Below are 6069 nucleotides of genomic sequence, written 5' to 3' on the forward strand. Positions count from 1 at the left end.
GAGCCGAAATGAGTTCGCTGTCGCAACGCCGGCTCGGCCGCAGCGTCCTGCTGCATCTGGTCCTGACACCGCTGGCGGTGATCTGGCTGTTTCCGCTGTGGATGATGGTGGTGTTTTCGACCATGCCCGACAACGGCATTTTCAGCCCCGGCATCGAGCTTCTGCCGCACGGCAATTTCGTCGACAATTTCAACAACCTGCAGCGCGACACCAATTTCGTCGGCGCTATCGGCATTTCGGTGGCGGTGGCGGTGACCTACACCTTCTTCTCGGTGCTGCTGACCTCGATGGCCGGCTGGGCGCTCGCCCGCTATCAGTTCTTCGGCAAGGGCGCGGTGGTGGCGATCATCCTCGGCACCATCACGCTGCCCTATGCGGTGGTGCTGATCCCGCAATTCATCATGGTGGCGCGCGACTTCCAGCTCGCCAACACCTGGATTGCGCTGATCGTGCCACCCTTGTTCAATTCGCTGGGCGTGCTGTTCATGCGCCAGGCTTTCTCGATGATGCCGGCCGACCTTTTCGACGCGGCACGTGTCGAGGGCGTCAAGGAATGGCGTATCTTCCTGTTCGTCGCTTTGCCGCTGGCGCGGCCGATGCTGGCGGCGCTCGCCATCATCCTGTTCCTCGCCTCGTGGAACAATTATCTCTGGCCGCTTTTGATCAACAGCCAGCCCGGCGCGATGACGGCCCCTGTGGCGCTCGGCACGCTGATCGGCCTGACCAAGGTCTCATGGGGCGGCATCATGGCCGGCGCCGTCATGCTGACCGTACCGATGCTGGTCGTCTTCGTGCTGCTGCAGCGCCATTTCATCGCCGGCATCGCCGCCGGTGCCGTCAAGTAGGGACAACAGCGATATGGCGGCAGTCACCCTCACCAATGTCGTAAAACGCTTCGGCGTCTATGAGATCATCCATGGCGCCAACATCGATATCGCCGATGGCGAGTTCGTCGTCTTTGTCGGCCCGTCGGGTTGTGGAAAATCGACGCTGCTCAGGATGATCGCCGGGCTGGAGGATATCAGCGGCGGCGAGATCGCCATTGGCGGCAAGGTGATGAACGATGTCGAGCCGGCCGAGCGCGGCATCGCCATGGTGTTCCAGTCCTACGCGCTCTACCCGCACATGAGCGTGGAGCAGAATCTGAGCTTTGGTCTCAGGATGACCGGCAACCCCAAGGAGGACACCGAGCGTCGGGTGAAGCGGGCCTCCGAAATCCTGCGCATCACAGAGTTGATGGCGCGGCGGCCGAGGCAATTGTCCGGCGGCCAGCGCCAGCGCGTCGCCATTGGCCGCGCCATCGTGCGCGAACCGCAAGTCTTCCTGTTCGACGAGCCGTTGAGCAATCTCGACGCCGAGCTGCGCGTCCAGATGCGGGTCGAGATCTCGCGCCTGCACAAGGAACTCGGCACAACGATGATCTATGTCACCCACGACCAGACCGAGGCGATGACGCTGGCCGACCGGATCGTCGTGCTGCGCGGTGGCCATGTCGAGCAGATCGGCAGGCCGCTCGATCTCTACGACAATCCCGACAACCAGTTCGTCGCCGGCTTTGTAGGCTCGCCGAAGATGAATTTCATCAAGGGCCGCGTCGTCGGGCGCAACATGAGCAGCGTCACCGTCGAGCTGGTGGGCGAGGAAATGACCCGCATTATGCAACCGTTGACCGGCGCCGTGCCGCAAACAGGAGCCAAGGTCATTGTCGGCGTGCGGCCCGAACATTTCGGCAATGGCGGCGAAGGCGACGCCGACCTCACCGTCGGCATCGACGTGGTCGAGCATCTCGGCGGCACCAGCTTCATCTATGCCAGGACCGCCCATGGCGAAGACCTGGTGATCCAGCGCGACGCGGCAAAGGTCCCCGACACCCAGGAGATCACCGTGTCCATCCGCAAATCCTATCTGTTCGACGAAAACGGCCAGCGGCTGCGCTGAGCGCTTCCAGCCTTGCAAGGAGAATGACCATGACTGCAACCGCGCCCATCCGCTGGGGGATACTCGGGCCTGGCGACATCGCCAAAGCGTTCGCCCGCGGCGTGGCAGGCTCGCGCACCGGCACGATCGTGGCGCTCGGCGCCCGCAATCCCGGCAAGGCAGGCCTGGCCGAGACGTTTCCCGGCGCCCGCATCCTCGACGGTTACGACGCGCTGCTCGCTGACCCCGAGGTCGACGCCGTCTATATCGCCATCCCGCATCCCGGCCATGCCGAATGGGCAATCAAGGCGGCGGAAGCCGGCAAGCATGTGCTGTGCGAAAAGCCGCTGGCGCTGACCGCCTTCGAGGCCGACGCCATGATCCATGCTGCGCGCAAGGCCGGCACCTTCCTCGGCGAAGCGTTCATGTACCGGCTGCACCCGCAGACGGCGAAGCTGGTGGAACTCATCAAGTCGGGCGTCATCGGCGATGTCAGGCTGATGAAGTCGAGCTTCGGCTTCGCCATGCCGGGCTTCATGCCCGAGCACCGGCTCTACGCCAACGATCTCGCCGGCGGCGGCATCCTCGATGTCGGCGGCTATCCCGTCTCGATGGTGCGGCTGATTGCCGGGGCTGCGACTGGAAAACCCTTCGCCGAGCCGGACAAGGTTGTCGGCACCGCCCATCTCGGCAAGTCCGGCGTCGACGAATGGGCCTCGGCGCTGCTGCATTTTCCCGGTGGCATCGTCGCCGAGGTATCCTGCAGCATCTCGCTCAAACAGGACAATGTGCTGCGCATCCTCGGCACCAAGGGCCGCATCGAAGTGCCGGATTTCTGGTTCGCCGGCGGCGGCAACCGCGATGGCGGCCCTGGCCGGATCGATGTAATCCTCGCCGACGACACGCGCGATACCATCAGCGTCAACGAAACCCGCCATCTCTATTCCTTCGAGGTCGACGCCGCCGGCGAGGCGATCCTGGCCGGCAAACAGGAGTTCGCCTGGCCGGGCATGAGCTGGGCCGACAGCCTCGGCACGCTGCGCGTCCTCGACAGATGGCGCGCCGCCGTCGGGCTCGAATATGAGATCGAAAAGCCGGCTAAGCGAACCAACACCATTTCGGGCCGGCCGCTGCGCACCGGCGGCACGGCCATCGGCAAGCGCAAGATTCCGGGCCTGTCGAAGCCGGCCTCCGTGGTGGCGCTCGGCTTCGAGGATTTCCGCACCTTCTCGTCGGGCGCAATCCTGCTCGACGCCTTCTTCGAGACCGGCGGCAATCTGTTCGATACCGGCTATGTCTACGGCGCCGGCTACACCGAAACGCTGCTTGGCCAATGGCTCAGGAATCGCGGCGTGCGCGAGCAGTCGGTGATCATCGCCAAGGGCGCCCACTCGCCGCTCTGCTATCCCGATGTCATCGGCAAGCAGCTCGCCCAGTCGTTGGACCGGCTGCAGACCGACCATGTCGACCTCTATTTCATGCACCGCGACAACCCGGATGTGCCGGTCGGCGAATTCGTCGATGCGATGGACGCCGAGGTCAAGGCCGGCCGCATCCGTGGCCCGTTCGGCGGCTCGAACTGGACGATGGCGCGCATGGACGAGGCGATTGCCTATGCCGAGCGCACCGGCAAGCAGAAGCCCGGCGTGCTCTCCAACAATTTCTCGCTGGCCGAGATGCTGGAACCGATCTGGGCCGGCTGCATCACCTCGTCCACCGACGACTGGAAATCCTGGTTGACGAAAAGGCAGATGCCCAACTTCGCCTGGTCGAGCCAGGGCCGCGGCTTCTTCACCGACCGCGCCGGCCGCGACAAGCAGGACAATGAGGAGCTGGTGCGGGTCTGGTATTCCGAGAAAAATTTCGGCCGCCGCGACCGCGCCATCGAGCTGGCGCAGCGCCTGGGCAAAAGTCCGATCCACATCGCGCTCGCCTATGTGCTGGCGCAGCCTTTTCCGTCGGTGCCGTTGATCGGCCCGCGCACGCTGGACGAGTTGGAGGACAGTTTGAAGGCGCTGGATATCAAGCTGTCGGCGGAGGATGTGGCGTGGCTGGATAGCGGGCCGGAAAGGCGGCGGGCTTAGCAGCTAATCTCCCCCCTTGAGGGGGAGATGTCGCCGAAGGCGACAGAGGGGGTCGCCTCGCGTGGAGCGCTAACCTCCTTCTGCAGCGGCAGGTAGGCCGAGCCCAGTCGAACCGACCCCCTCTGGCCTGCCGGCCATCTCCCCCGTACGGGGGAGATTAGCGGCTCATGCGTTCCACCTACCGATCGATCCGTGTCGACAAAATAATCGACGACGACGTCCGCTCGACCCCGTCCATCGCCCCGATCTCGTCCAGCAACGCATCCAGATCCCTGATCGACGGCGCGTCGACGATGACGATCATGTCGAAATTGCCGCTCACCGAATGCAGCGTCCTCACCGGCGGCAGCGCCTGCAGCGCCCGCACCACCTTGTCGGCGAGCTTGGGCGTGACGGTGAGCAGCACATGCGCCCGCACCAGCCCCTGCTCGTAGTCCGGCGCCATCCGCACGCCATAGCCGGTGATGATGCCGCGCTGTTCCAGCCGCTCGATCCGGCTCTGCACTGTCGTGCGCGAAACGCCGAGCTGGCGCGCCAGCTCAGTGGTCGACGCGCGGGCATTGGCGCGCAGCAGGGAAAGCAGTTTTTGTTCGGCGTCACTGAGCATTTCGACGAACCTCGTCGGCGTATCGTTCAATTGCAGGGTTCATTTCGAACGATCCCACGCTTCCTTTCGACAGGCAAGCTGCGATTCTTGAAGGCATCGCGTCCATCGCGCGGCGGTCTGGGCCAAAGAGTTTTCACGAGGGGCAAGGTCATGAAGAAAATCATCGTCGTCGGCGCCGGCAAGATCGGCTCCACCATTGCAGGCATGCTCGCCGACAGCGGCGACTACCACGTCACCGTTATCGACCGCGCGGCGGTGCAGCTTGCCGCGGCCGAACTTCCCGCCGGCGTCGAGGGGCTGGAGCTCGATATCGCAGCGCCGGGCGCACTCGAGGCCGCCCTTGCCGGCGCCTTCGCCGTGCTGAGCGCCGCCCCCTTCCATTTGACCACGCGCATCGCCGAAGCGGCCGCCGCCACCGGCGTGCACTATCTCGATTTGACCGAGGATGTCGTCTCGACCCGCCGCGTCAAGGAGCTGGCCAAGTCGGGCAACAGCGCCTTCATTCCGCAATGCGGCCTGGCGCCGGGCTTCATCTCGATCGTCGCCAATGATCTCGCCAGCCGCTTCGACACGCTGGAAAGCGTTCGCATGCGCGTCGGCGCGCTGCCGCAATACCCGTCCAATGCGCTGAACTACAATCTGACCTGGAGCACCGACGGCGTCATCAACGAATATTGCGAACCCTGCGAGGCGATCGTCGAGGGCGAGCTGATCGAGGTGCCGCCGCTGGAGGAGCGCGAAGAGTTCTCGCTCGACGGCGTCACCTATGAGGCCTTCAACACCTCCGGCGGTCTCGGCACGCTGGCCGAGACGCTGAAGGGCAAGGTGCGCACGCTGAACTACCGCACCATCCGCTATCCCGGCCACGCGGCGATCATGAAGGCGCTGCTCAACGATCTCGGCCTGCGCCACCGCCGCGACGTGCTGAAGGATATCTTCGAGAGCGCCCTGCCGGCAACGCTGCAGGATGTGGTCATCGTCTTCGTCACCGTCTCGGGCCGCCGCAATGGCCGCCTGCTGCAGGAAACCTACGCCAACAAGATCTATTCGCAGCGCATCGGCAACCAGGTGCGCAGCGCAATCCAGATCACCACCGCCTCCGGCATCTGCGCCGTGCTCGACATGCTGGCCGACGGCACCTTGCCGGCGACCGGTTTCGTCAAGCAGGAAGACATCGCGCTGGATGCGTTTCTCGCCAATCGTTTTGGGCGCGCTTATGCGCAGCACGAGATGGTGAGCCGGCTCGCAAGCTGAGCTACTTCACCCTCCCCCTTGTGGGGAGGGTCGGCTCGCAGTCGGAGCGAAGCGGAGATGGCGAGACGGGGTGGGGGTGAGCGCTGACGGTCGGCGAGGACCCCACCCCGCTCCGCTCCGCGGATCGACCCTCCCCACAAGGGCATAGGCGCTAAGATAGGTATTGCCCTGCGGAATCGGGTGTGATTCTACACTGCGATGACACAC

Annotated in this window: 5 protein-coding genes; 4 read left to right on the forward strand and 1 reads right to left on the reverse strand. The window is 64.5% G+C overall.

Annotation, left to right across the window (positions count from 1 at the left end; genetic code table 11):
* Positions 1-8: 8 nt before the first annotated feature.
* From X728_RS149890 to X728_RS149880, 3 genes are read left to right on the forward strand one after another with little or no spacing between them, the layout of a single operon-like run.
* Entirely contained in the window at positions 9-845 is an 837-nt protein-coding gene (locus X728_RS149890; protein ID WP_023672164.1) for a carbohydrate ABC transporter permease, read from the forward strand.
* Between the two features lie 13 nt (positions 846-858).
* On the forward strand, positions 859-1938 hold the full coding sequence (gene ugpC, locus X728_RS149885; RefSeq protein WP_023706780.1) for a sn-glycerol-3-phosphate ABC transporter ATP-binding protein UgpC: 1080 nt from the start codon (positions 859-861) through the stop codon (positions 1936-1938).
* A gap of 29 nt (positions 1939-1967) precedes the next feature.
* Complete coding sequence (locus X728_RS149880; RefSeq protein ID WP_023706779.1) at positions 1968-4001, forward strand: aldo/keto reductase; 2034 nt, start codon at positions 1968-1970, stop codon at positions 3999-4001.
* Positions 4002-4179: 178 nt separating this feature from the next.
* Here X728_RS149880 and X728_RS149875 read toward each other — a convergent pair whose 3' ends face one another.
* Complete coding sequence (locus X728_RS149875; RefSeq protein ID WP_023672167.1) at positions 4180-4608, reverse strand: Lrp/AsnC family transcriptional regulator; 429 nt, start codon at positions 4606-4608, stop codon at positions 4180-4182.
* A 150-nt stretch (positions 4609-4758) separates the two neighbouring features.
* Between X728_RS149875 and X728_RS149870 the strand changes: the two genes are divergently transcribed.
* On the forward strand, positions 4759-5862 hold the full coding sequence (locus tag X728_RS149870; RefSeq protein ID WP_023831918.1) for a saccharopine dehydrogenase family protein: 1104 nt from the start codon (positions 4759-4761) through the stop codon (positions 5860-5862).
* Positions 5863-6069 lie beyond the last annotated feature (207 nt).

Source organism: Mesorhizobium sp. L103C119B0 (genome assembly GCF_000502235.1).
GTDB lineage: Bacteria > Pseudomonadota > Alphaproteobacteria > Rhizobiales > Rhizobiaceae > Mesorhizobium.

What these genes read in the sequence shown, in the direction of transcription:
- X728_RS149890 (WP_023672164.1), top strand. Translation starts at nt 9, where the DNA reads ATGAGTTCGCTGTCGCAACGCCGGCTCGGCCGCAGCGTCCTGCTGCAT.
- ugpC (WP_023706780.1), top strand. Translation starts at nt 859, where the DNA reads ATGGCGGCAGTCACCCTCACCAATGTCGTAAAACGCTTCGGCGTCTAT.
- X728_RS149880 (WP_023706779.1), top strand. Translation starts at nt 1,968, where the DNA reads ATGACTGCAACCGCGCCCATCCGCTGGGGGATACTCGGGCCTGGCGAC.
- X728_RS149875 (WP_023672167.1), bottom strand. Translation starts at nt 4,608, where the DNA reads ATGCTCAGTGACGCCGAACAAAAACTGCTTTCCCTGCTGCGCGCCAAT.
- X728_RS149870 (WP_023831918.1), top strand. Translation starts at nt 4,759, where the DNA reads ATGAAGAAAATCATCGTCGTCGGCGCCGGCAAGATCGGCTCCACCATT.